Source organism: Rhodococcoides kyotonense, from assembly GCF_900188125.1.
GTDB lineage: Bacteria > Actinomycetota > Actinomycetes > Mycobacteriales > Mycobacteriaceae > Rhodococcoides > Rhodococcoides kyotonense.
On sequence record NZ_FZOW01000016.1, the window covers coordinates 1 to 22,743 of the forward strand.

The following is a 22,743-nucleotide window of genomic DNA, read 5'->3' on the forward strand; positions in this document are numbered from 1 at the left end:
CGTTGGGGTACAGGGCTGCGGCGACTGCGGGGTTGGCGGCGATGGCGTTCTCCAGTGCGGCGATGAGACTGTAGGAGCCGCGGTAGGTCCCACCCTCACTCTGGCCCTCAGCCTGACCTTCACTGCTCGCCTGTGTCGAAAGCGTCTCGGCTGCAGCTAGTTTCGGGACCCCGAGGCCACGGCGGCGTCGGCCGCGTCCGAGCGGATGGAAGGTCATATGGTTCCCGGTGCTCAGGTGTCGCGTGGTGACGGGACCGTCGCCCTCGCGATCCGCGCCCTGGCCCTTACTTCCCTCGCCCTCGCCCCGACTTCCTGCGCCGTTGTCGTCTGTCTCGCTCTCGGCGTCGTCGCCGGATTCATCTTTTCCGGACTCGTCGTTGCCTGCAGAGTCATCCGGGGCGGCGGCTGGGGTGTCGTGGTCTGGTGTGATGCCGAGTTCGTCGGCGATGTTGCGTGCTTCGGTGATGACGATCTGCCAGTCACTGTTGGCGGCGAGTTCGCGGGCGTAGTGGGCGTCGATCAGGCCGTGCCCGGCCAGAAACGCGGGAAGATCGCTCAGGCCGGCGAGGGTGGCCAGGTCGATGGTGATCGAGGTGAGCGGCACCCGACGATCGGGCAGTTCCCGCTTCGCGGTGCACGGGTGGTCGTCGTCGACCTCACAGGTGCACGCCAGATACTCCTCGCGCTGGATGCACGCGATGTAGGCGGCAGCGAGGCGTTGACTGCGGGTGCGGGGGTCGCGTGGGCAGAGTGTGGCCGCCATTTCGGTGATGGACTGCCAGCATGCGGCGGCGTCGGCGGCTTCGAGGTTCGCTTCGATGGTGGCGATCAAGTCTTTGTCGCGGTAGCGGACTCCGGTGAGTTTCTTGAGGTCTTCGCGGGCTTCGGCGACTTCGTCGGGTGCGGTGCGTTGGATGATGGCGGCGATTTCGGTGGCGAGCGGTCCCGGGGACAGGCGACGGGCAGCGGCGAGCACTTCTGTTTCGATACGTCCAGCGGCACCAAGAGATATCGAATTGGTGACCCGGTAGATGGCGCGGACGCGGGCGAGGTCGAGTTCACCGGCCTCGAATGCGGCTTTGATCGCGGGTAGCCGCAGGCGGAGGTCCATGCCGATCTCGGCGAACGTGTCGGCGACGGTTTTGGAGCAGCCGAGGGCCTTCGCGGTTTCGGAGGCGGCGTAGTTGCCGGCGTCGGTGATCAGATCCCCGATTTGGATGGTTTGGTGGATGCAGGAGTCCCAGATCTGGGCTGCGAGGGCGACTTTCCGGGCGCATGCCTGGTTCTCACGGACCGCCTTCTCCGACAGCTCGGCCAGCAGTGCGGTGTCGATGACCGGCTTCTTCTGCGGGCCGACATATTTCGCGAATGCGCTGCGTTGGTGGAACGCCATGGATTCAAGCCCCCCGACTCGATTCGAACGTACTTTCGATTGTATCGGAGCGGTTCGGATCGGGCAACAGTTAATCCATTGCAGCGCACTGGTTTACGAAATTGTCCGCGTTATCACATGCCACCGACAGAAACCGAGGCAGTGACTGTGCGACCCCAGGCCGCTTCGTCGTCGCCGGGTAGTCGCCGGACCCGAAGAGACTCGGCCACCGCACCTATGGTCGACCTCACTACACGCGGTCGGTGACAAGGTCCCACGTCCGTCACATGAGCGAAAGGACGCCTCGGCGCCACTACCGAAATCCAGGTTCCGACGTTCGGATGCGGCAAGCCCCATCGGTTGAGCAGGTCAAGGAAAATCCTTGGTCCACAACCAGAACAGAGCAAATCATCAGGATCCAGCAAAAAGGGACTGGCATCGCGTGACGAGGCCGCTAGAACATCGGCCGCTCGCCCCGCCCCCAGCCACCCAGCACCAATCTGCCCGATGCGAAGGAACGCAACCGATTACTGTTCGACGAGTGAAGAACCCGGACGCGAAAGCCCTTGTCGCAGTTGTCGTCGGCGCAGGCGCTCTCGTCGGTCTCGGCGCGGCGGTCGTCTGGCACGTGGCAACCCCGGCGCGCGTTGGACCGGACGTCGAGTTCGGGTGGTTCGCGTACACCCGGATCCGCCCCTCCTGGTTCCCGGCTTCGCTGTACCTCGTCGGCGCGGGGATACTGATCGCAGTCGTCCTCGGTCGTTCCTCGTCGATTCCGGATTACGAATCCGTAGCGCCGCGCACCGATCCCGCGTCGGCATGGTCGCGCTGCTCGTCGCACTCGGCGGCGTGCTGGGCCTCGGCGCTGCAGCCGCGTGGGAGCACTGGCCCCCGCAGGAAGGCACGAGCATCGCCGCGCTCGTACCTACCGATGCCGTCGGCGGCATCGACACATCGAGCTGCACGCCTCTGACGACCTCATCGTTGTCCGACTACGCACACTCCGACCCGGAAATCGAACACCCCTGGCTCGTGTTTCCCGCCGGAGGAGCTCTCGTCGCAGGCGCCCTGGGACTGTCGTTGAGCCTGCGCGACCTACGGCTCACGTGGCGAGACTGACTACCGCCGCAACGACTCGAGCAATCGGTCCAACACCACGTGCGCATCGTGACGGTCCCGGGCACCCGCGTCGTCGCGGGCCAACCACAGTGCCGCCTCGTTCATCGCGCCGGACAACATGACCGCGGTAACGTCGTCGGCGCCCGACAGCTCGGCCAGACCCTCGCGCAGGAGGCGACCCGAATGCCGGGCGTCGGATTCCCTCCACGTCGCCCATCCCAGAACCGCGGGCCCGTCGATCAACAGGATCCTTCGGTGCGCGTCGGAACAGGCGGCGTCGACGAATGCGTGGCATCCCGCCACGAGCTGATCCCACGCATCGACCTGCCCATCGGCCGCGTCACCGACCACTGAGGCGACCGACGCTGCCACGTCGTCCAGTACAGCCGCGAACAGGCCGTTCTTGCTCTTGAAGTGATGATAAACCGCGCCGCGCGTCATCTCCGCTTGCGCTGCAACATCTTCCAGCCCTACGCCCGCAAAGCCCCGCTCGGCGAACATGTCGCGAGCGATGTCGAGCAAATGCGTCGTCGTCGCCGCGCTCTGTTCTTTCTTCGTCGGACTCATGCGTCTCCTCCCTTGATACGTACACAGTGTATGTGTATCTTCAAAACGCATACAGACAGTATGTATCCAACTGAAAGGGACCGTGATGATCACCAGCTTCTACCCCGTCGTCATGACCGAGAACGTCCGGGCGACCGCGTCGTTCTACATCGACGTCCTGCAGTTCGAGACCACGTTCGACAGCGACTGGTACGTCAGCCTGCGACGTGATCCGAACGTCGAACTGGCCGTCCTCGACTCCTCGCACGAGACGGTCCCGCCGTCCTTGCGACACCCCGCCCGCGGCACCCTGCTGAACCTCGAGGTCGACGACGTCGATGCCGAATACGACCGCCTCGTCGTGCGCGGTGGAGCCACACCGCTGCGGGACATCCGCGACGAGGACTTCGGTCAACGCCATTTCATCCTCGCCGGACCCGACGGAGTCGGCATCGACATCATCACCCCGATCACGCCGTCGGCCGAGTTCGCCGACAGTTACGCACCCGCCGTCTCCCAGTGATCACGCGGGCGTGCAAGCATTTCGTACATGAGCACATTGGTCTGCTTTCACGCCCATCCCGACGACGAGGTCTTCAACACGGGCGGCGTCATGCGCCTCGCGGCCGACGCGGGGCATCGGGTCGTGTTGGTCACCGCAACAGACGGCGCCCTCGGTGAATTTCCCGACGGCATCCTGACCGACGGCGAATCACTCGCCGGACGCCGCAAGCTCGAATTGAAGAGATCCGCCGACGCGCTCGGCGTCAGTCGGATCGTCATGTTGCACTACGCCGACTCCGGGATGGCAGGGACTCCCGAGAACGACATGCCCGACGCGTTCTGCAACGCCGATGTCGAGGAAGCCGCAGGCAAGCTTGCCGCGGTGCTGCAGGAAGAGAACGCCGACGTCGTCACCATCTACGACCCCAACGGCGGGTACGGGCACCCCGACCACATCCAGGTACACCACGTCGGGCTGCGCGCCGCCGAGATCGCAGGCACGAAGAACGTCTACGAGACGACGGCCAACCGCGATCACATGAAGGAACTCGTCAAGGCCAACCCCAATTGGGCCGAGGAGGACAATTCCCTCGATCTCGACACGTTCGGCCTGCCCGAATCCGAGATCACCACGATCGTCGACGTCAGCAGTGTCATGGACGCGAAGCGTGCTGCCATGCTGGCCCACGAGACGCAGGTCGGCGATTTCGGACCCTTCCTCGAGATGCCGCTCGACACGCTCCAACAAGCATTCGGCCGCGAGTGGTTCCGACGCGTCGGCGCTGGTTCCGGCCTGACGGAGACGTCGCTGCCGTTGTGACGGCAGTGCTTGCATGGCGCGTGCAAGCGCCATGCAAGCGGGCAGGTGCACTGTTGCCGTCATGACACCAGCTATCGAGGCAGTAGACCTCGTCAAGATGTTCGGCTCGCACCGCGCAGTGGACGGCGTATCGCTGACGGTTCCCGCGGGAGCCGTCTACGGCGTCCTCGGCCCCAACGGGGCAGGCAAGACCACCACCGTTCGCATGCTCGCCACACTCCTGCGTCCCGACGGCGGATCGGCTCGAATCTTCGGGCACGACGTCGTCGCCGATTCCACGGCCGTTCGTTCGCTCGTCGGCGTGACGGGCCAGTACGCGTCCGTCGACGAGGACCTCTCGGCAACCGAGAACCTCATCGTCTTCTCCCGGCTGCTCGGACTGAGCCGTAAGGACAGTCGCCGTAAAGCCGCCGAACTTCTCGAGGAGTTCGGCCTGACCGAGGCCGCAACGAGGCCTCTGAAGAACTTCTCCGGCGGTATGCGTCGTCGACTCGACCTTGCCGCCAGTCTGATCGCCTCCCCTCCCCTTCTGTTCCTCGACGAGCCCACCACCGGTCTCGACCCGCGCACCCGCGCGCAGATGTGGGACACGATCCGCAGACTCGTCGCACAGGGATCGACCGTGCTGCTGACGACCCAGTACCTCGACGAGGCCGATCAGCTGTGCGACCGGATCGCTGTCATCGACCGCGGCAAGGTCATCGCCGACGGCACTGCCGACGAACTGAAGGCGTCGGTCGGAACATCGTCACTGCAGTTGACACTCGTCGACGCGACGCAGTTCGACACGGCTCGTTCCATCGTCGCCGGGCAACTCGGCGTGGAGGTGTCGGCATCGGAATCCGGCCGCCTGACCGCGCCCATGAGCGACCCGTCGTACACTCCCGAAATTCTGATCCGACTGCGCGACAACGGTATCGCAGTCGACGAAATCACCGTCTCCAAGCCCAGCCTGGACGAGGTCTTCATGACCATCACCGGGCACGACACCATCGAGGCAGCATGACCACCACACTCACGAAACCGGAACCTACTACCCGTGCGCTGAATCCTCAGCGCCACATCTCGATTCAGCAGTCACTGGAGAATTCGCTGACCATGGCGTACCGCGGACTGCTCAAGCTGAAGCACAACCCGGAACAACTGTTCGACGTCGTGTTCCAGCCCGTCATCTTCACGTTGATGTTCAGCTACATCTTCGGCGGCGCGATCAGCGGAGACGTGAGTTCGTATCTCCCCCTGATCATCCCGGGCATCCTCGCACAGACCGTCATCACGACGTCCGTCGTCACCGGAACCCAGTTGCGTGAAGACATGGACAAGGGTGTGTTCGACAGATTCAAATCCCTTCCTATCGCTCGCATCTCACCGCTGGCCGGCGCTCTGCTCGCCGACGTCGTGCGCTACTTCATCGCGACCGTCATCACGTTCTCGACGGGCTTCGCGATGGGGTATCGCCCCGAAGGCGGTGTGTTCGGCATCCTCGCCGCAGGCGCACTGGTCATCTTCACCGCGTGGGCGATCAGCTGGATCTTCGCTCTGATGGGCGTGCTGATGAGCAAAGCGTCCTCGGTGCAGGGTGTGTCGATGATGATTCTGTTCCCACTCACGTTCCTGTCCAACGCATTCGTGCCCGTCGACACGATGCCGGGCTGGCTGCAGTCGTTCGTCAACGTCAATCCGGTGTCGCACTTGGTGACTGCCGTGCGTGAGCTCGCCAACAACGGGCACGCCGGCATCCACGTCCTGTGGTCCCTGCTCGGAGCTGTCGTCGTGGTGGCCGTCGTCGCGCCGCTGACCGTCAAGGCCTACATGCGCAAGGCGTGAGCCCGAACCGTCAGGGCCGAAGCAGCTCGAGAATCTCGTCGAGCGCTTCGGCCCTCGTCGTATGTGCGACCCGAGCGACTGCGGCATCCACTGCGGCGGCCCCGAGGACGCGACGCGCGGCATCGAGATGCAGTTCGGGTCTCATCGACGAATAATCCTGTCGTGCATACACTTTGACGGACAGAGCGATCAGCCTGACGCCACGGCCGCGATCGCGTCCGGACTGCACGTCGAACGAACCGACTGCACAGGCGACCGATCCCAACTGCGGCAAGTCCCGAAACTCGGTACCACCGAGGCGGGCGAGCGACACCGATTGCAGTACGACGACCGTATCCGCGATGCGATCCGCCGCACCGTACAGCGAGTGCGCCGCGACCGACGCGCTGGCCAACAGCGTCAGATACGGGTCGTTGTGACTGTCGTCGGAGAATCCCGCGATCTCTGTGGAACGACGGTACAGGGCGAGACCGGACTCGATGCGCCCCTCGGCGATGTCGGCCTCGGCGCGGGTCGCGGTGATCGATGCCATGCGCTGATCCTGCTGATCTGCATCGGCCGCGATGGCCGACTCACCGTCGACGCTCATCGCAGCGACGTCATCGATCAGCTTGCGGCCCTCGTCAATTCGGCCCGCCGCAATCAACGCGGCGCCTGCGAGTCCACGCATCTGTGCGCTCTCGTCGTAGGAATGCAGCTCCCACATCAGGTCCGCGGCGCGTGCGTAATGCGACACCGCCAGCTCGGAACGTCCGGACTGGCCGTGGATGCTGCCGAGGCTCTGCGACGCAGTCGCGATGCCCCAGACGTCACCGCGATCGACGGCGATGGCATAGGCGACATCAGCGTCCTGCGCAGCCAGGTGCAGGTATCCGAAGTTCTCGGCGAGCGCGGCTCGAATCATGAACGCGGCACTGCGCACAGACGCATCGGACGCGCGAACGCCGTCGGCCAACCTCCTGGGGAGTCCGCGGCCGTCGGTGCGCCCGATCAGAACCTCGCCGACGAACCTCAATCCAGGTTCGACACCTGCACGCTCACGAAGACTGCGCCGCAAGCGAACTCGAACTCGCGCGGCATCTCTCACGCCTCCGCCGCGACCGACGTGCGCGAGCAGGACGACATGCGTGAGAACGACGTGATCGTCGTCGCCACCGAGAACGTCCTCCGGTGCGTCCATCATCCGAGGCGCCCAGTTGAGGACCTCGGTGTGGGCACCGCGCAGCGCCCAGAAGAAGGCCAGCGCCGCGAACAGGGCGTAGGCCTCGGGCCAGCAGGCTTTGTCGACTGCATGACGAAGAATGTCGAGCAGATTGTCGTGATCGGCCTCGAGCAACCGAATCATCTCGATCTGATTCACTGCTCGATACCCGCCAGCGGCCGTGCGTGCGACGTCGGAGCCCCAGGCCAGCATCCGGGCGCGCACCTCGGCGGCCTCGTCGTCGCCCAGTTGCTCTTCGCCGAATTCCCGAACCGTCTCGAGCATGTGATAGCGAACGTGATCGTTCTCGTCGACGACGGTCAGCAACGATTGCCGAACCAATCCGTCGAGCGCATCGGCGACGTCGTCGACTCCCTCGAAACCCGCGACCCGCTCGGCGGCATCGACGGTGAATCCCGCTGGGAATCCACATAATCGAGCCAACGCGCGTTGCTGCGAGAATTCCAGCAGGTTCCAGCTCCACTCGATCACCGCATGCAGCGTCCGGTGCCGCTCGGGACGTGTGCGATCACTACTACGCAGCAGCGCGAACCGATGCTCGAGCCTGGTGTTGATGTCCGCGACCGTCAGGCTGCGCACGCGAGCGGCCGCAAGCTCGATGGCCAATGGTAGGCCGTCGAGCGTGCGGCACAGGCGATTCACCTCGACGGGATCGAACGACGCGCCGGGCCGAACCGCTCGGGCCCGCGAGACGAACAATGTCGCTGCGGGAGAATCGATTCCACCAGCCGACAGCGGTGGCAACGGATACGCGGACTCGGACGTGATCGACATCGGCGCCCGAGACGTCGCCAGAACGGTCAACAACTCACTGGCGCCGACCAAGTCGTCGACGACCGAGGCCACGTCGTCGATCAGATGCTCACAGTTGTCGAGGATCAACAGAACAGGCTTGCCGGACAACGCCTCTCGGAGCCGCTCCCCCGCCGTCCGCATCCGACCGAGCCCGATACCACCGATCTTGAGGTCCGTCTCGCTGAGCCCGAGCGTTCCGCTGATCGTCGCGACGACATCCTGACCACTGCGTAACGACGCGAGTTCGACGAGGGCGACAGGCTTCGACGACGCTGCGCGCGAACCAATCTCGTTCGCCAGCCGCGTCTTGCCGCTTCCGCCGGGGCCGACGATGGTGGTCACCCGCGCGCGGGTCATGAGGTTCTCGATCGCGTCGATGTCCCGCTCGCGTCCGATCAGGACGTTCGGCGACGCGCGCAACCCCACCGAGACCGGCGCGCGCGGTGCAGGCGGGGCCAGGATCTCCGCGTTCAACTCGATCAGCTCACCCGACGGGTCGGTTCCCAGCCGATCGGCGAGGCGTTCGCGCAGTTCGGCGAACACCGCCAACGCGTCATTGGACCGACCGAGCCCGTGCAGGCATCTCATCAGGTCGGCGGCGGCGGGCTCGTCGAGCGCATCCCGTGCGACAGCGCGACGGGCCGGCGCCAGCGCCCTCTCGAAGTCCTTCTTGCCCAGCAAGGCGGCGATCTCGATCGCGTCGAGCGCATCCGCGGCCGCTCCCGCGCGTGCACGCAGGTCGTCGGCGAGAACGCCGTCGGGCAGGTCCGATCCCGGCTCGCCGCGCCACAGCACGCGGGCCGCATCGACGAGCACCAGCGCGGCATCGTGACTGCCCGCCGCGAGTTCCGCACGGGCCTGTCCGACGCGCACCTCGGCGCACGTCAGATCCAACTGCTCCGGCGTCGACACCAATCGGTACCCGGCAGGGCTGGTTTGGAGAGTTCCGGGCGGCAGAGCCGAGCGGAGCCGAGAGACCTGCGTCTGCAGCGCGTTCTTCGGGGCGCGCGGGCGCGCATCCGGCCACACGTCGTCGAGCAGGGCTCCGACGCTTCTGCTCTGCCCCGGCGCGCAGGCCAACGCGACGAGCAACGCACGCGCGCGGGTTCCGGGAATCGAGACGAGGTCACCGTTCAGTCGGGTGCAGACAGGACCCAGCACGCCCACGTCGATTCGAGCGACGGGGGCGTCGACGTCGACAGCACGGGTATCGAGAGGCACCGATCAACATCGTAGGTGAGCGCGACGACACGGCCGCATATTCGCCCAATGGTCGGTTATGGATCGGAAAACAGACCGAGAGACGGTATAGTGTGCGACGGGGATCACCAGGACGTGCAGGTACGGAACTGCCGAAGCGGGGATGGGAGGGCGCGGGAAACGATGGTTGCAGTCGGCATGTCGATGGGTGCGAGCGGTATTCGCGCAGTGCGTACGTCCGACGGCGTCACATTCTCGGCCGAATGGTTCCCGTCGGTGGCGGCTGTACCCGATGCCGACGACGTCGCGCACGCCATTCGGACGATCGTCGATCGCCCCGATGCACCGCACTCGTTGGGCGTCGCGTTCCCCGACCCCAGTTACTCCGCTGCGCTGAAGGCCGCGCTGGTCGAGGAGTACGTCTCGGAGGTGCACATCATCTCGGAGATCGCGGGCACGCTCGAGAAGCTGCGCGCCGATCCCGACTTCCGGTATCGCACCGTCGCGATCTACGACCTGGGCACCACGGGTCTGGACATGACCATCGCCGACATCGACAGCGGAACGGTGTACGCCGCCACCAGGTCACCCGAGATCAGCGGCACCGTTCTCGATCGTGCCGTGCGCGACTACTTGATGACGCTGGACATCCTGGCCGTTCCGCGCACACCCGACGAAGAGGCAGGCCTTCTCGCGTTCAGCCGCGAGATCAAGGAAGCATTGTCGACGCACGAGGACACACAGACATCCGACGGCGCGTTCCGGTTGATGGACCGTCGGATGTTCGAGATCCGCATCATGCGTCCCGCCGAGCGTTCGGCCATCGGTCTGCGCGACCTGGCCGAGATGTCCGAGATTCCGCCGGAGGTCGTCGTCACGATCGGCGGCGGCGCTCGCATTCCGCTCATCGAGGACATCCTGGGCCGCTACCTCAGGCTCCCCGTCATGAGCCCCCGGGAGCCCGAGTTGATCGCCGCCGAAGGCGCAGCTCTGTACGCGACGCGTGTCGACGGGGTCCGTAACGCGGCCACCCCGCCGGCGAGGCGCAGCGCCAAGTCACTGTTGACGCCACTTCTGCGTTTCGGATTGCCGTCCGTCGTCGCGCTCGGTCTGTTGTCGTGGGTTGCGTGGCCGTCGTCCGACACGGCGTCGTCGCTCACCAGCGTCCCGACTCCGGCCGTCGAGCAGCCGTCGTCGACACCGGATTCGGTGACGAGCACACCGTCCCGCACCACTGCGCCACCACCTGCTCCTGCGGTCGCGGACAGCCCGACGACGACAGAGCCACCTCACGCCGATCCGGAAGCCCCGACACCGTATCTGCCACGTCACAACACGGGCGGGTACGTCGAGCCTCCTGCCCCGGCGCCGCCGCCGTTCCAGCTGCCGCACATCGAATTGCCTCGGATTCAACTACCTACCCTGCCGCCGTTGCCGTTCCCCTGAACAGGCCACCGGAGAACACAGGACCTCACGAGACAGGCGCGGCCTCGATGCGCAAAGATCGAACGATGGCCACCACAGCACAATGGATCGAAGGCGCCCGTCCCCGTACGTTGCCGAACGCGATTGCACCGGTTCTCGTCGGAACGGGAGCAGCGGCGTCACTCGACGCGGCGGTGTGGTGGAAGGCGCTGCTGGCTCTGGTCGTCAGTCTCGCGCTGATCATCGGCGTCAACTTCGCCAACGACTACTCCGACGGCATCCGCGGCACCGACGACGAGCGCGTCGGTCCGCTTCGGCTCGTCGGATCGAAGGTCGCCTCACCGGGTTCCGTCAAGGCGGCCGCGATCGGGTGCTTCGCCGTCGGCGGCGTCGCGGGCCTGGTTCTCGCGGCGACGACGGCCTGGTGGCTCGTCGTCGTCGGCGCTGTCTGCATCGCAGGTGCGTGGTATTACACAGGCGGCACGAAGCCGTACGGCTACGCGGGTCTCGGCGAGATCGCCGTATTCGTGTTCTTCGGACTCGTCGCGGTACTCGGCACACAGTTCGTGCAGGCGGACCGCGTCGACTGGGTGGGACTCGTGGCGGCCGTCGCCGTCGGGTCGTTCTCCAGCGCGGTGCTCGTCGCCAACAACCTACGTGACATCGACACCGATCCGGACTCCGGAAAGCTCACGCTCGCAGTGCGTTTGGGTGACACGCGCACCCGACTGCTGCATCTGGCACTGATGGTCGTGCCGTTCGCGGTCACGGTGGCGCTCACTGCTCGGACACCGTGGGCGCTCGTCGCACTTCTCGCCCTGCCGCTCGCAGCACGGGCCAACAAGCCGGTTCGGTCCGGGCAGACCGGGTTCGCTCTCATTCCAGCGCTGCGCGACTCCGGCCTCGCCATGCTCGTGTGGGGCCTGGCCACCGGAGTCGCGCTGACGTTCGCCTAGCGCTTGTCCGGAACGAACGCTCCCAGCAGGAAGTTGACGATCGAAATGATCAGCGCACCCCAGAACGCTGCGCCGAAGGTGTCGATCGTCAGGCCGTAGTCCGTCGCCGACGAGATCCACGCCGTCAGCATCAACATCAACGCGTTGATGACGAGCGTGAACAATCCGAGCGTCAGAATCAGCAGCGGCAGGGACAGTAGTTTCACCAGCGGTTTGATGAAGGCGTTGACGATCGTGAACACCGCCGCGATGCCTGCCAACACGAGCAGATCCCAGGCCGTGCCCCGACCTGAACTCGACACGGCGATCCCGGACACCCATTGGGCGGCCAGCCAGATCGCAACTGCGTTGATCACGAGCCGTACGAGAAATGTCATGCCCGACACCCTATGTGAGTGAGAATGTATAGCGCTCTATACATTTTCACTCACGACGGCTTATGCCGCCTTGTCCAGCGATTCCGTGATCCGGTTCCGCAGGCCGTCGGGATCTCGCACGACGGCGGTGAATCCGTCGTCCGCTCCCCTGATCAACCCGAGCAGCAGGTGCTCGGACCGGATCTCGGAGTCCTTGCGCTGGATCGCCTCCCGCAACGACAGTTCGATCGCCTTCTTCGACGCGGGCGCGAACGCCAGGTGCCCGGTACGACGGCCCAGCCAGCCGCGCTTGTCCTGAGTCGGCTCGTCGAGCGCGCCCTCCCCGAACGACGCCTCCAGACTCGCTCGGACCGCGTCCAGGTCGATCCCGATCGACTCGAGGGCTTTGGCGTCGCCGTCCCCCAGTTCGCTGTCCGTCGACAGTGTCGCCCGCACCGAATCGACCGTGTAACCCTCGCGTTCCAGCAGTGATCGCAAACCCGAGTCCGCAGTATCGAGGACACCGAGGAACACGTGGACCGCCTCGATGCGGGGCGACTTCGTTGCCCGGGCCTGTTCCTGCGCAGCCACGACGGCCATGCGGGCGCGCCCGGTGAATCGTTCGAACATCTCCTACCTCCCGTTGTGCTTCTTGTGCACGGCTTGCTTGCTGACGTCGAGCGCGTCGGCGATGGCCTGCCACGACCACCCCTGCCTGCGCGCATTCGTCACCTGAATAGCTTCGAGCCGCTCCAGCAGCCTGCGCAGCGCGAGAACGGCCCGGAGCCCTTCGCTCGGGTCGGGGCTGCCGGCTGCGGCGGCGAGTGTCGTTGCTTCGGTCATAGCTGTCAATCTAGGTTGACAAGCACGATTCGTCAACCCACGTTGACACCCTATGTGAGTGAAAATGTATAGCCCTCTATACATTTTCACTCACATAGGGTGGTGGTCGTGAACACCGCGAACCTGACCCGGACCGAAACCCGCCGCCGCTCGCGCCACATCGGCAACGTCGGCTACCGCGTCGAACTGGATCTGCGCGACGCGGTGGATTCACGCACGTTCGGCACACGCACGACCATCACGTTCGACGCCAGCACCCCGGCCACCTGGCTCGACTTCATCGGCGCGGAGGTCAGATCGGTGACGCTCGACGGCACCGAGGTTCCGGTCGAGTACGACGGCTCCCGCATCCAACTCGTCGGGCTGGGCAAGTCGAACACCGTCGTCGTCGACGCCGTGGGTCGCTACAGCCGCACGGGTGAGGGTCTGCATCGTTTCGTCGACCCCGCGGACGACGAGGTGTACCTCTACACACAGTACGAACCAGCCGATGCCCGACGAGTATTCGCGAACTTCGAACAGCCGGACATCAAGGCGCAGTTCACATTCACCGTCGACGCACCCGAGGGCTGGGAGGTGCTGTCCAACCGAATCGGCACCACGGACGGCGCGAGAACCACGTTCGAGCCGACGCTTCCGATCTCCACGTACATCACCGCGATCGCCGCCGGCCCGTATCATCGTGCCGAATCGACGTGGCACAGAGGCGAATCGACGATTCCGCTGGCTGCGTTGTGCCGCAAGTCCATTGCCGAACATTTCGATCCCGACGACATCTTCGAGATCACCAAACAGGGCCTCGACTTCTACCACGACAGATTCGCATTTCCGTACCCCTTCGGCAAATACGACCAGATCTTCGTGCCCGAATACAACCTGGGCGCGATGGAGAATCCCGGGCTCGTCACGTTCACCGAGTCCTACGTATTCCGTTCCGCTGCAACCGAAGCACAGTACGAGCAGCGCGCCAATACGATCCTGCACGAGATGGCGCACATGTGGTTCGGCGATCTCGTGACCATGGAGTGGTGGGATGACCTGTGGCTCAAGGAATCCTTCGCCGACTTCATGGGCGCCTTCGCATCCGCGAACGCCACCCGTTTCACCGACGCATGGGTCAGCTTCGCCAATCGCCGCAAAGCGTGGGCGTACCTTCAGGATCAACTCCCGACGACGCATCCGATCGTTGCCGACATCCCCGACCTCGAGGCCGCGAAACTGAACTTCGACGGCATCACCTACGCGAAAGGCGCGAGCGTGCTGAAGCAACTCGCAGCCTACGTCGGCGAGGACGCCTTCTTCGAGGCCTCGCGCAACTACTTCGCCGAATTCGCCTACAAGAACACCACTCTCGCGGATCTTCTCGGTCACGCGTCGACGGCATCGGGACGCAATCTCGACGAATGGGCCGCGGCGTGGCTACAGACCACGGGCGTCTCGACGCTCTCCTACACCGGCAGCGACACACGCAAGAACATGGGCATCGAGCAGACCGACCCTCGCCCGCACCGCGTCGCCGTCGGACTGTACGACGCGGATGCCGACGGCAACATCGTCCGGACGTCGCGGCGTGAGATCGACATCGCCGACGCGTACACACCACTCGAACTCCCCAGCGCCGCACTGGTTCTCCTCAATGACGACGACCTCACGTACGCCAAGATCCGGTTCGACGACGCCTCCCTCGAGACCATCCGGACCTCGTTGGATCGCGTCGTCGATCCTCTTGCGCGCGGACTGATCTGGTCGGCACTGTGGAACGCGACGCGCGACGCCGAACTCGATCCGCGCACCTACCTCGACATCGCGTCGCGGTTCGCCGCGTCGGAAAGCAAGGTCGGCGTTCTCGCCGCTGTCGTCGCGAACGCCCAGTTCGCCGTCGACCACTACGTCACCGATTCCGCTGCGGCAGCCGATGATTGGCTCGCCACGTGCTGGTCTCGACTCGAAACCGCCGATCCGGGAAGCGACGCACAGATCGTGTGGCTGCGAGCCGTCGCCGCAGCTGCCACGACGTCGGACGTGCGCTCGGGACAGATCGACCGACTGCTCGACGGCTCTCTCCCGATCGAGGGTATCGAGCTCGACCCCGAGCAGCGGTGGATGCTGCTGAAGTCGGTCAGTGCACGCGGAAAGGTGTCCGTCGCACGGCTCGATGCCGAATTGGACACGGACAACACTGCTTCCGGGCTCAACTCGCATCGCGCAGCCGTCGCCGCACAGCCCGATGCGGAGACCAAGGCGCACGCGTGGACCGCGTTGACCACCTCCGACGACCTCTCCAACGATGCCGTCGACGCCACGGTGTCGGGGTTCCGCGCAGGTGGTCGACGCGATCTCCTCGCCGCATACGACGACCGCTACTTCGACGCCATCGCGGACCTCTGGTCCACTCGCAGCATCGAAATCGCCCGACGCCTCGTCGTCGGCCTGTTCCCGCAGCAGGACTCCACGGACGCGGCCGACACGTGGCTGGCCGCGCACGAATGGGCGCCTGCTGCACTGCGACGGTTGGTGATCGAGCAGCGTGACCACCTCGCCCGGGCCCTGCGGGTGCAGCAGGCGTTCTGAGACGGACAGTCAGCCTAGGCGCGACGCGAGCCACCACAGCGTCGCGTCCGCCTGTTCCAGCTGCATCCGGCGCAGGTGGGGAAGCCCAGGCGGGGCAGGCAGATGACCGTCACGCCAGGCTCGACCGGCCAGCCCCGCGAGGACGACATCGACGTCGCGTTGTGGCGGATCTACCCACGCCGACTTGCGCAGGAATCGCTCCGGATCGTAGCCGCACGCTGCGATGTCCGGGGCGACACGCACCATGTCAACCCACCCCGGTGACACCCAGCGGTGCGTCCAATCGACGAGCCACAATCTGCCGCCAGGCTCACGAACGACGTTGTCACGCTTATAAGCGGCGGATTCGAATCCTCGGACGTACGTAGCGTTCCGTCTATGTCGAGGGCAACCAGCAGCGCGCCTGGCCTCGAAACATGGATACTCCTCCGAAAGATTCTGCGACAGTCCTCCTTGCGGTGGATCGACTCGAATGCGATCGAACCCGATGCCCACTCGGCCCTCCCATCGCGCCAGATAATGTCACGACGCCATACCAGGATAGACGTCGTCCATCGAAATTGGCCGAGTGCTGCTGCAGTGGTTGATGATTCAGAATTCAATCCTTGCCGGTGAGCTTTCGGTCCAGTACTGTAGAACATATGTTCGACACGGGGGTTTCGACTGGAGGTCCAGCTGCGGCTCTCATGTGCGCGCCGGGCTCCGAGTTGCCGGGTGCATGTGACACGGATGCGTGCGTGGCGGGATTGTCTATGTTCGCTGCCCGGTACCAGGTGGCGGAGAACGTAGCGCGAGCCAAGACAGCCGAGACGGTATGCGAGATCGCCGAACTCCGATTGTCCGAGGCCGAGAACACCGGCGGTGACGCCTCGGAGACGGTTCGCGCTGTCGTGTCCGAGGTGGCGGCGGTGCTGTCGTTGTCGCACAAAGTGGCTGGTCCATTACTCGAGGTCGGTCTCGATCTCCATCGATTGCCATTGACGGCGTTGCGATTCGTGTTCGGAAGTCTGGAATGGGCGAGGGTTCAAGTGTTGACCTCGGTACTCGGCCAGGCGTGCGACAAGACCATCGCGGCGCTCGAGTTCGAGGCCGTCGCAGCGGCGGAGCACCTGACTCCCCGATCGCTACGAGTCCGATTGTGGCGGATGTGGTTTCGTTTCGACCGAGAAGAGGCGACGGCAGCCAAGTCTGCCGCGTTGAAAGGTGAGCGGGGCGTGTCCATTGCGCCGCATCATGATGGGACCACCCGGCTGACAGCGGCGCTGAGCGACCTCGAGGGAGCGGAGGCAGAGGCACTGATCGTCGAGATGTGCGGAACGGTATGCGACAAGGACCCGCGAACCCTGAAAGCGTTGCGGGCCGATGGATTGGTCGCGTTGCTGCACGGTGAGCACGCTCTCGAATGCCGATGCGATCTCGCGGAAGAGTGCCCACAGTATGGAGTAGCGGACGCGCCGGAACCTCGGCGTGGACATCTGCTGCAGATCCTGGTCGACGTACAGACATTGCTGGGACTCACCGCGGAGCCCGCGGTACTGGCCGATGGCACACCACTCGATGCAGAAACGGTGCGGATCGTAGCCGAGGATGCGCAGTGGCAGGGACTGCTGACCGAACTACTGACCGTACTGAAAGCACAAGGAACAGAGAGTGATTCGACCCAGTCACGCGATGACAGCACCGCAGACCCCGAAGGGCGACCCGGCGACTCGAACAGTGGCAACGAAGACAAGAACAATTCGGCGCGCGACGTAACGGCAGACAGCGCAGACCCCGATGGCCGGCCGACCGCCGAGCGCTCGGAGGCTCCCGCGGTCCAGGTGCCACGGCTGATCGCGCGCGGCCGAGCCAGGCCCGCTGGGACGGTTCCGGCGATCGAGACATGCACACAGGCTCGCCGCGAATCGAGCGGTGCACCAACGGGATTCGGCGCGGCGAGTGAGTCCGTGCGCGCACAGACGGTCGCGATGCTGCTCGCCGCGATCGAACGGGATCCAACCCGTGCCTCCGGGATCCACACCGACGGCCATGGAGGCCACACCGACCCTCCGCGGGGCGCACTTACGTACCGTCCGTCGTCGGAAGTGGCGGCTCGGGTGCGCATGACGTACAGCACCTGCACCCATCCCGGTTGCGACGTCCCGTCGACGCGATGCGAACTCGATCACATCGTGCCGTTCGACCACGACGATCCGCACCGCGGTGGATGGAGCATCGAGTCTAATCTGCATCCCACCTGCAAGAACCATCACCAGTTGAAGAACCATCACCAGTTGAAAACGTCGCGAGCCTGGTCGGTCGCAATGCTTGACGGTGGCGCGATCCTGTGGACCAGCCGCGCCGGGACTCGAAAGATCACCTTGCCCGAGCTGGGATGCCCGACGACGCCCCGCACCAGGAAGCGGAGCAGTCCGGCACCGAAACCGGATCCGAATGCGCCACCGTGGTGGGAAGAGAAGACCTGGTGGGAGAAGCACATGCCTGCGGGTACAGCACCACCGTCGCGCGCAGACGTACGTGCCGTGGCGTCCGACGCTGCCCGCGTGAAGATGCGGACCGTCAGGCGACGTTTTCGCGAACACCGCGTCGCGCAGTGGTTCCGCGACCGACACGAACCGGCACCGTTCTGAGAGGAACCACTAGGCTCGAGCCCATGGCTCGGAACACCACCACGAAGCTCGCCACGTCCGCACTCGCAGCCGGAGGTCTGCTCGGCGGATTCGCCGTCGCACAGAAGACGAAGAACCGGCAGCTGGGCGGGGCCGTTCTCGCTGCGGCAGGTGTCGCGTGCACCGCGTCGTGGAACAAGGCAGCCGGGCCGAAGGTCGCAGGTGCGCTGCTCGGCACCTACCTCGTGGGTTTCGGTGCCTCGCATCCGCTCGCGAAGAAGATCGGCGCATGGCCCGCGGTCAGCGTCGCTGCGGGAGCAACCGCCGCAGCGTCAGTCATTCTGACGAGATAGCTTCCCGGTCCGCGCGAACCCCTCCAACGCCGCTGTCGGGCCGGTCAGATCCATCCCCTGCCCGGCGACCCAGTCGTCGTCGAAGTACGTTCCCGCGTAGCGCTCGCCGCCGTCGCACAGCAACGTGACGACGCTGCCGCCGCGCCCGTCGGCGATCATGTCGGAGATCAGCCCGAACGCTCCCCAGATATTGGTGCCGGTCGACCCGCCGACGCGTCGGCCGAGCACGGTCGACGCGTGCCGAGCGGCAGCGACCGAGGCTGCGTCGGGCACCGCGATCATTCGGTCGATGACCTGCCCGACGAACGACGGTTCGACGATGGGCCTGCCGATCCCCTCGATGCGAGACGGCTTCCCGGTGGAGAAGCCTGCGTCACCGGTGTCGTACCCACCGATGAACGCCGAGTTCTCCGGATCCACGACGGCCAACCGCGTCGCGTGACGCCGGTAGCGGATATAGCGACCGATGGTGGCGCTCGTTCCGCCGGTGCCCGCGCCGACGACCACCCACGTAGGGATCGGGGACTCCTCGCGCGTCATCTGCTCGAAGATGGATTCGGCGATGTTGTTGTTGCCGCGCCAATCCGTCGCACGTTCGGCATGGGTGAACTGGTCCATGTAGTGCGAGTCGGGTTCGGCGGCGAGCCGGTGCGCCTCGGTGTACATGGCCGCCGGGTCGTCGACGAAATGGCAACGCCCACCATGTGATTCGATCAGCGCGACCTTGGCAGGCGACGTGCTCCGCGGCATGACGGCGACGAACTTCAACCCGAGCAGACGAGCGAAGTACGCCTCGCTGACGGCGGTGGATCCCGACGACGCCTCGATGACCGTGGTGTTCTCGGTGATCCATCCGTTGCAGATCGCGTACAGGAACAGCGATCGCGCGAGTCGATGCTTGAGGCTGCCGGTGATGTGCGTCGACTCGTCCTTGAGATACAACTGGACGCCCCACGCGGCGGGTAACGGGTACCGCAGCAGGTGGGTGTCGGCGCTGCGTTGCGCGTCGGCGTCGATCAACCGGACCGCATTGTCCACCCACTCACGGGATGCCGAATGGTCGACGACGCGAGACACTACCGCCCGTCCTCGCCGCGCAGCTTCGCCTGCAGATCGGCGCGCGCCCGACGTCGCCCTTCGTCGACACCTGCGATGGACTGGTTGACGCGGATGCGGAGCGACTTGAACAGCACCAGCGACAGAGGTAACGAAATGAGGACGGCGAACACAGCGGCGACGAGAACGGGCACCTTCACACCGACGAGCAGGCCGATGCCGACGATCGCGGCGCCGATGACGACGACGAGCAACAGCCGGGCCCCCGAGTAAAGCGCGACGTCACGGAACAGTTGCCCCTTGGTCGCGGTGGGCACGGGCTTGGCATTGCGTTCGTTCACGAACCCCAGGTTACCGCCCCGATCGGACGCAATTCGGACCGCCTGACTTATCCGATTTGTCTATTACCTCCCCTTTACCAACTTTAGATCAGTCGAGTACCTAGGGGTTCGAGTGCCACCATGGGCTTCGACATCGAAAGTTGTTTCATTCATGTCACGGCAAATACGCACGTAGGCGGATCACACCCGCGACACAGCACGCCGTGACACAGCACGCAGGAGGACACGACCAGATGAGCGCACCAACACTGCACAAGGCTCAAGACGCACTGCTCACCCCCGGGCAGGTCGCTGCGCTCTTCCACGTCGACCCGAAGACCGTGACCCGCTGGGCACATGCAGGACGTCTCGGATCGCTTCGTACGCCGGGAGGCCACCGCCGCTTCCGTGAGGCCGAGGTGATGCAGCTGCTCACGTCGCTCACCACCGAGGCAGGCCACCGCTAGCCCACAGCACAACGCTGGGGCCGGATTCTCAGGAAACTGCGAGCCGCGTGGGGTGCCAACGGCATCCCCACGCGGCTACCCTCGTATGAGGAGGTGCGTCGTGATCTATCTTTTGGCGTTGATCGGTTTGATCGCAGTTGTCGTTCTGTTCTGGAAGGCGTTCGGACCCACTGGTCAGGCACCCGCAGGCAAGGTGCTCGGCCCTGACGACGACCCGGAATTCCTGTGGCGCATGAACCGTGACGCGAAGCGTTCCGGCAAGGACGGCCCGGACACCAGCTCACCGGATCCGACCGAATAGACCTGGCCCCAACCAGCAGCCCGTTCTCTACGAGCGGGCTGCTTTTGCGTTGTCGGGGCGTGTGCTGGGGAAACCGTCGGCGACGGCAGCCGCGAGCTCGAGCAGCGCCTGACGCGTCCCGCGACGCAGCCTGCTCAGGTCGATCTCGGCGCCTTCCTCCAGGTGCGGATCGAACGGCACGACCACGACCTGTCTGCACCGCTGACCGAAATGTTCGACGACCTTCTCCACATCGACCTTGCCTGCACGCGGCCGCACCGCGTTGACGACGGCCACCGAGGACTGCACGAGATCGCGGTGACCGTGCGCGTCGAGCCAGTCCAACGTCGCGGACGCGCTGCGGGCTCCGTCGACCGAGCTGGAGCTGACGACGACGAGCGCGTCGGACCCGTCGAGAATGCGGTCCATCGCCGAGTGCATCAATCCGGTTCCGCAATCGGTCAGCACGATGCTGTAGAACTTCTCGAGCACTGTGACGGCCTGGTCGTAGTCGCTGCCGCTGAACGCCTCCGACACCGCGGGATCGGCGTCCGATGCCAGCACCTCGAGCCGGAATCGGTTCTGTGACGTGTAGCCGCGGACGTCGCTGTAGCGCGACAGACTGTCGATGTCCCGCAGCATGTTCCGCACGGTCGCGGGCGTCTCCAACGGCACTTTCTGGCTCAGCGTGCCGCGGTCCGGGTTGGCGTCGACGGCGATCACGCGGTCACCGCGAATACTTGCGAACGTCGAGCCCAGGGTCGCCGTCGTCGTGGTCTTCCCGACGCCACCCTTGAGGCTGAGAACCGAGATGCGGTAGCAGCCGACGAGGTGGCGATCGACCTGGTTGGTCAGACGTCGGCGTCGTTCGTCGCGGGCGCTGTTACCGACGTTGACGCGTCGGCCGCTGGCGTCGTACAGAAAACGGCGCCAACCCGACAGCGGGGGCGGTGAGACTTTCTTGACCAGCAGCGCGTTGGTCAGATCGTGCGCCGACGACTGCACTACGGGCGGCAGCCGGTCAGCCCCGGACTCTTGCGGCTCACCGGAACCCACCGGCTGCCACGACTTCATCTGCCATTCGGCCACGAGCGATCCCCCAATCGCGTCGAAAATACCGACCGGACGTTACCTCAGTTGAGACCTGCGTACGAGTGCAGACCCGAGACGACCATGTTGATGATGAAGAGGTTGAACAGCATCGCGGTGAAGCCGAGGATGTTGATCCACGCCGCGCGCGTGTTGCGCCAGCCGGACGTCGCGCGGGCGTGCAGGTACGCCGCATAGACGATCCAGGTGATGAACGACATCGTCTCCTTGGGATCCCAGCCCCAGAACCGGCCCCAGGCTGCTTCGGCCCAGATGGCACCGAGGATGACGCCTGCACCGAACAGCGGGAACGCGACGATCGTGGTCTTGTACGCCAACCGGTCGAGGGATTTGGCGTCGGGAAGACGGGATGCGAATCGGCCCCAGAAACCGCGGCTCTCCTCGCCTGCCGGCTGCTTGATGCGGAGCAGGAACAGCAGGCTCGCGACGCCCGACACCAGCAGGATGCCGCTGCCGACGCTGACGATGGTGACGTGGATCGGGAGCCAGTACGACCGCAGTGCGGGAACGACGGGTGCCGCGTCGGCGTAGAGCTTGGTCGCGGCGAGGAACATCAGGACGATGATCGGTGCCAGGACGAACACGAGCATCGGACGCATCGATCGCTTGCGCAGCAGCACGATCGACGTCAGTGTCGCGGCCGCGGTGGCCATCGTGACGAACTCGTACATGTTGCCGAGGGGGAAGCGGTGCGTCGCGAACCCACGCAGCACGACGGCTGCGACGTGCAGCACGAGCGCGAGGATCAGCAGTGCGAAGCCCATGCCGGACAGACGCTCGGACAGCGGTCGCTTCGGCGTCTCGGCCACTCGACCCGGAACCGTCTTCGACGTGACGGGTGCACCGCTACCGACGAGCTCGCGTGCCTGCACCTTCGTTGCCTTCACCGACGCGTACTGCGCGATGAGTAGCACGAATGCGAGGACGTAGATCGTGAACGCGGACTCGAAGGACAAGTCGCTGTAGTGCGACAGTGTCTCGTTGATCGGCAT

23 protein-coding genes are annotated in these 22,743 nt (G+C 65.2%); 12 read left to right on the forward strand and 11 right to left on the reverse strand.

Translation table 11 applies throughout. The features are described 5' to 3' along the window. Positions 1 to 1,393: DUF222 domain-containing protein (locus CHB96_RS22610; RefSeq protein WP_141136536.1), on the reverse strand; the 1,393-nt coding region annotated here is incomplete at its 3' end. Between the two features lie 648 nt (positions 1,394 to 2,041). Here CHB96_RS22610 and CHB96_RS22615 point away from each other — a divergent pair. Next, complete coding sequence (locus CHB96_RS22615; RefSeq protein ID WP_217899979.1) at positions 2,042 to 2,491, forward strand: hypothetical protein; 450 nt, start codon at positions 2,042 to 2,044, stop codon at positions 2,489 to 2,491. Here CHB96_RS22615 and CHB96_RS22620 read toward each other — a convergent pair whose 3' ends face one another. Continuing rightward, on the reverse strand, positions 2,492 to 3,058 hold the full coding sequence (locus tag CHB96_RS22620) for a TetR/AcrR family transcriptional regulator (RefSeq protein ID WP_089250524.1): 567 nt from the start codon (positions 3,056 to 3,058) through the stop codon (positions 2,492 to 2,494). It lies immediately after the preceding gene. An 85-nt stretch (positions 3,059 to 3,143) separates the two neighbouring features. On the opposite strand from CHB96_RS22620, the gene CHB96_RS22625 reads away from it, so the two are divergent. From CHB96_RS22625 to CHB96_RS22640, 4 genes are all read left to right on the forward strand, one after another. Continuing rightward, on the forward strand, positions 3,144 to 3,560 hold the full coding sequence (locus CHB96_RS22625) for a VOC family protein (RefSeq protein WP_342746278.1): 417 nt from the start codon (positions 3,144 to 3,146) through the stop codon (positions 3,558 to 3,560). Positions 3,561 to 3,587: 27 nt separating this feature from the next. After that, complete coding sequence (locus CHB96_RS22630) at positions 3,588 to 4,361, forward strand: PIG-L family deacetylase (protein ID WP_089250528.1); 774 nt, start codon at positions 3,588 to 3,590, stop codon at positions 4,359 to 4,361. Positions 4,362 to 4,422: 61 nt separating this feature from the next. Further along, the gene (locus CHB96_RS22635; protein ID WP_089250716.1) at positions 4,423 to 5,367 is read left to right on the forward strand and encodes an ATP-binding cassette domain-containing protein; all 945 of its coding nucleotides are present in this window, start codon (positions 4,423 to 4,425) and stop codon (positions 5,365 to 5,367) included. After that, positions 5,364 to 6,188, forward strand: coding sequence for an ABC transporter permease (locus CHB96_RS22640; RefSeq protein WP_089250530.1), 825 nt, complete (start codon positions 5,364 to 5,366; stop codon positions 6,186 to 6,188). Before CHB96_RS22635 ends, CHB96_RS22640 begins: the two co-directional genes overlap by 4 nt. A gap of 10 nt (positions 6,189 to 6,198) precedes the next feature. On the opposite strand, the gene CHB96_RS22645 is transcribed toward CHB96_RS22640, so the two are convergent. Continuing rightward, positions 6,199 to 9,426 (reverse strand): AfsR/SARP family transcriptional regulator, encoded by a 3,228-nt coding sequence (locus CHB96_RS22645; protein ID WP_245866062.1) that lies wholly within the window; start codon positions 9,424 to 9,426, stop codon positions 6,199 to 6,201. A 162-nt stretch (positions 9,427 to 9,588) separates the two neighbouring features. Here CHB96_RS22645 and CHB96_RS22650 point away from each other — a divergent pair, with 162 nt between their 5' ends. Further along, positions 9,589 to 10,851 (forward strand): hypothetical protein, encoded by a 1,263-nt coding sequence (locus tag CHB96_RS22650; RefSeq protein ID WP_089250532.1) that lies wholly within the window; start codon positions 9,589 to 9,591, stop codon positions 10,849 to 10,851. Between the two features lie 65 nt (positions 10,852 to 10,916). Further along, positions 10,917 to 11,786, forward strand: a complete 870-nt coding sequence (locus tag CHB96_RS22655; protein ID WP_089250534.1) for a 1,4-dihydroxy-2-naphthoate polyprenyltransferase — start codon at positions 10,917 to 10,919, stop codon at positions 11,784 to 11,786. On the opposite strand, the gene CHB96_RS22660 is transcribed toward CHB96_RS22655, so the two are convergent. Genes CHB96_RS22660 through CHB96_RS22670 form a run of 3 tightly spaced genes read right to left on the reverse strand, consistent with a single transcriptional unit; the run spans position 11,783 to position 12,985 of the window. Next, the gene (locus CHB96_RS22660) at positions 11,783 to 12,163 is read right to left on the reverse strand and encodes a phage holin family protein (protein WP_089250536.1); all 381 of its coding nucleotides are present in this window, start codon (positions 12,161 to 12,163) and stop codon (positions 11,783 to 11,785) included. The two genes, CHB96_RS22655 and CHB96_RS22660, sit on opposite strands and share 4 nt — an antisense overlap. Positions 12,164 to 12,223: 60 nt before the next feature. After that, positions 12,224 to 12,772, reverse strand: coding sequence for a Clp protease N-terminal domain-containing protein (locus CHB96_RS22665; RefSeq protein ID WP_089250538.1), 549 nt, complete (start codon positions 12,770 to 12,772; stop codon positions 12,224 to 12,226). Positions 12,773 to 12,775: 3 nt separating this feature from the next. Next, on the reverse strand, positions 12,776 to 12,985 hold the full coding sequence (locus CHB96_RS22670) for a hypothetical protein (RefSeq protein ID WP_068427468.1): 210 nt from the start codon (positions 12,983 to 12,985) through the stop codon (positions 12,776 to 12,778). 108 nt (positions 12,986 to 13,093) lie between these two features. Between CHB96_RS22670 and pepN the strand changes: the two genes are divergently transcribed. Next, positions 13,094 to 15,556 (forward strand): aminopeptidase N, encoded by a 2,463-nt coding sequence (pepN, locus tag CHB96_RS22675; RefSeq protein WP_089250720.1) that lies wholly within the window; start codon positions 13,094 to 13,096, stop codon positions 15,554 to 15,556. A gap of 9 nt (positions 15,557 to 15,565) precedes the next feature. Here pepN and CHB96_RS22680 read toward each other — a convergent pair whose 3' ends face one another. Continuing rightward, positions 15,566 to 15,802, reverse strand: coding sequence for a hypothetical protein (locus CHB96_RS22680; RefSeq protein WP_089250540.1), 237 nt, complete (start codon positions 15,800 to 15,802; stop codon positions 15,566 to 15,568). Positions 15,803 to 16,293: 491 nt separating this feature from the next. Between CHB96_RS22680 and CHB96_RS22685 the strand changes: the two genes are divergently transcribed. Beyond that, the gene (locus tag CHB96_RS22685) at positions 16,294 to 18,186 is read left to right on the forward strand and encodes an HNH endonuclease signature motif containing protein (RefSeq protein WP_089250722.1); all 1,893 of its coding nucleotides are present in this window, start codon (positions 16,294 to 16,296) and stop codon (positions 18,184 to 18,186) included. A 23-nt stretch (positions 18,187 to 18,209) separates the two neighbouring features. Next, positions 18,210 to 18,518: a hypothetical protein gene (locus CHB96_RS22690; RefSeq protein WP_089250542.1), complete on the forward strand. Its 309-nt coding sequence runs from the start codon at positions 18,210 to 18,212 to the stop codon at positions 18,516 to 18,518. On the opposite strand, the gene cds1 is transcribed toward CHB96_RS22690, so the two are convergent. Beyond that, entirely contained in the window at positions 18,498 to 19,595 is a 1,098-nt protein-coding gene (gene cds1 / locus CHB96_RS22695) for an L-cysteine desulfhydrase Cds1 (RefSeq protein ID WP_089250544.1), read from the reverse strand. The two genes, CHB96_RS22690 and cds1, sit on opposite strands and share 21 nt — an antisense overlap. After that, positions 19,595 to 19,915 (reverse strand): DUF4229 domain-containing protein, encoded by a 321-nt coding sequence (locus CHB96_RS22700; RefSeq protein ID WP_089250546.1) that lies wholly within the window; start codon positions 19,913 to 19,915, stop codon positions 19,595 to 19,597. The genes cds1 and CHB96_RS22700 overlap by 1 nt, the downstream gene beginning before the upstream one ends. Positions 19,916 to 20,148: 233 nt before the next feature. Here CHB96_RS22700 and CHB96_RS22705 point away from each other — a divergent pair, with 233 nt between their 5' ends. Further along, positions 20,149 to 20,361 (forward strand): BldC family transcriptional regulator, encoded by a 213-nt coding sequence (locus CHB96_RS22705; protein ID WP_068427505.1) that lies wholly within the window; start codon positions 20,149 to 20,151, stop codon positions 20,359 to 20,361. Positions 20,362 to 20,461: 100 nt separating this feature from the next. After that, entirely contained in the window at positions 20,462 to 20,662 is a 201-nt protein-coding gene (locus tag CHB96_RS22710; RefSeq protein ID WP_089250548.1) for a hypothetical protein, read from the forward strand. Positions 20,663 to 20,689: 27 nt separating this feature from the next. Here the strand turns inward: CHB96_RS22710 and CHB96_RS22715 are convergent, their stop codons facing one another. Both CHB96_RS22715 and ccsB read right to left on the reverse strand, forming a co-directional pair. Next, positions 20,690 to 21,715, reverse strand: a complete 1,026-nt coding sequence (locus tag CHB96_RS22715; RefSeq protein WP_089250724.1) for a MinD/ParA family ATP-binding protein — start codon at positions 21,713 to 21,715, stop codon at positions 20,690 to 20,692. Positions 21,716 to 21,774: 59 nt separating this feature from the next. Then, the gene (gene ccsB, locus CHB96_RS22720; RefSeq protein WP_089250550.1) at positions 21,775 to 22,743 is read right to left on the reverse strand and encodes a c-type cytochrome biogenesis protein CcsB; all 969 of its coding nucleotides are present in this window, start codon (positions 22,741 to 22,743) and stop codon (positions 21,775 to 21,777) included.